The 2,500-nt window shown below is 54.2% G+C and carries 1 tRNA gene and 2 rRNA genes (1 of these 3 cut by a window edge); all 3 read right to left on the minus strand.

Annotation, left to right across the window (positions count from 1 at the left end):
• Positions 1-3: 3 nt before the first annotated feature.
• Positions 4-80, minus strand: a tRNA-Met gene (locus BMZ42_RS17530).
• Between the two features lie 246 nt (positions 81-326).
• Positions 327-441 (minus strand): 5S ribosomal RNA (gene rrf / locus BMZ42_RS17535).
• A 223-nt stretch (positions 442-664) separates the two neighbouring features.
• Positions 665-2,500: ribosomal RNA gene (locus BMZ42_RS17540) — 23S ribosomal RNA — on the minus strand; it runs 965 nt beyond the window's last position.

A 2,500-nucleotide genomic window follows, 5' to 3' on the forward strand; every position in this document is an offset into this window, starting at 1 on the left:
TTTTGGTTGCGGGGGTTGGATTTGAACCAACGACCTTCAGGTTATGAGCCTGACGAGCTACCGGGCTGCTCCACCCCGCGTCACCTTTAGAGCCGGGCTTTTGTGCCCGGGAGCGAAGTCAGGCGTAGCCTGATGAGGTGAGGCCGTCAAGCAATCGATTGAGGATCGATTGTAGGCCGAACGGGCTGCTCCACCCCGCGTCACCTTGGTCCTTGCTGATGCATTGGACCACATTTTGTCCTGAATGACAAAAGGGGCTGCTGCCCCTTTGATGCGCCGCTTTGTTGCGGCTTGTTTGTGATGAGAATATTTCATGTGTTTGGCAGACCTGGCAGCGACCTACTCTCCCGCGTCTTGAGACGAAGTACCATTGGCGCTGGAACGTTTCACGGCCGAGTTCGGAATGGGATCGGGTGCAGCCGTTCCGCCATAACCACCAGGTCGGCGAAACACATGAATGAGAAGCTGGAGGAGGCAGTTGGCAATAGGCAGTCGGGACTGCTTCTTGCTGCTCACGCACCTTTGTCTTTTTTTAGAACCATCATTTCCGGTTGGCTTTCAGGCTTTTGCCTTAAAAGGCCGACCGGCCTTCGGCGCTGATGCGCCGCGCCCGCGCAGCTCCTTTGGAGCGTGAGCGGATTTAAGATGGATACGAGCAATGCGAACAATCAAGCCAATCGAGTTATTAGTACCGGTAAGCTTCACACATTACTGCGCGTCCACACCCGGCCTATCAACGTGGTGGTCTACCACGACTCTCAGGGAATACTCGTTTTAAGGTTAGTTTCCCGCTTAGATGCCTTCAGCGGTTATCTAGTCCGTATATAGCTACCCTGCTATGCCGTTGGCACGACAACAGGTCCACCAGAGATACGTCCATCCCGGTCCTCTCGTACTAGGGACAGATCCTTTCAATATTCCTACACCCACGGCAGATAGGGACCGAACTGTCTCACGACGTTCTGAACCCAACTCACGTACCGCTTTAAATGGCGAACAGCCATACCCTTGGGACCTGCTCCAGCCCCAGGATGCGATGAGTCGACATCGAGGTGCCAAACAACCCCGTCGATATGGACTCTTGGGGGTCATCAGCCTGTTATCCCCGGCGTACCTTTTATCCGTTGAGCGATGGCCCTTCCACACGGGACCACCGGATCACTATGACCGACTTTCGTCTCTGCTCGACTTGTCAGTCTCGCAGTCAGGCAGGCTTATGCCATTGCACTCAGCGAACGATTTCCGACCGTTCTGAGCCCACCATCGCGCGCCTCCGTTACTCTTTAGGAGGCGACCGCCCCAGTCAAACTACCCACCATACACGGTCCCGGACCCGGATAACGGGTCGCGGTTAGACATCCATATAGATAAGGGTGGTATTTCAAGGATGACTCCACCAAGGCTGGCGCCCTGGCTTCAAAGTCTACCACCTATCCTACACATGCCGACACGAATGCCAGTGTAAAGCTATAGTAAAGGTGCACGGGGTCTTTCCGTCTAACCGCAGGAACCCCGCATCTTCACGGGGAATTCAATTTCACTGAGTCTATGCTGGAGACAGCGGGGAAGTCGTTACGCCATTCGTGCAGGTCGGAACTTACCCGACAAGGAATTTCGCTACCTTAGGACCGTTATAGTTACGGCCGCCGTTTACTGGGGCTTCGATTCAAAGCTTGCACCTCTCCTCTTAACCTTCCAGCACCGGGCAGGCGTCAGACCCTATACGTCGTCTTGCGACTTCGCAGAGCCCTGTGTTTTTGATAAACAGTCGCTACCCCCTGGTCTGTGCCACCTCACAACGGTTGCCCGCTGCAAGGTCACGCTTCTTCCGAAGTTACGCGTGCAATTTGCCGAGTTCCTTCAGCATAGTTCTCTCAAGCGCCTTGGTATACTCTACCGGTCCACCTGTGTCGGTTTCGGGTACGGTCTATACGCGGGAGCTATTTCCTGGAACCGCTTCACTGCCCAACCAATCCGATAAGGATGGACAATACACACGATCCGTCACTACCCGCAGGCCCACGAATATTAACGTGGTTCCCATCGACTACGCCTTTCGGCCTCGCCTTAGGGGCCGGCTAACCCTGCTCAGATTAACTTTAAGCAGGAACCCTTGGACTTTCGGCGAGGGAGTCTCTCACTCCCTTTATCGTTACTCATGTCAGCATTCGCACTTCTGATATCTCCAGGAGTCCTCACGGATCTCCCTTCGCAGACTTACAGAACGCTCCGCTACCGCTTGCACGTAAACGTGCAAACCCAAAGCTTCGGTGCATGGCTTGAGCCCCGTTACATTTTCGGCGCAAAGACCCTTATTTAGACCAGTGAGCTGTTACGCTTTCTTTAAATGATGGCTGCTTCTAAGCCAACATCCTGGTTGTTTTGGGATCCTCACATCCTTTCCCACTTAGCCATGACTTGGGGACCTTAGCTGTTGGTCAGGGTTGTTTCCCTTTCCACGACGGACGTTAGCACCCGCCGTGTGTCTGCCGACTAGTAC

The organism is Aquamicrobium aerolatum DSM 21857 (assembly GCF_900113935.1).
Classification (GTDB): domain Bacteria; phylum Pseudomonadota; class Alphaproteobacteria; order Rhizobiales; family Rhizobiaceae; genus Aerobium; species Aerobium aerolatum.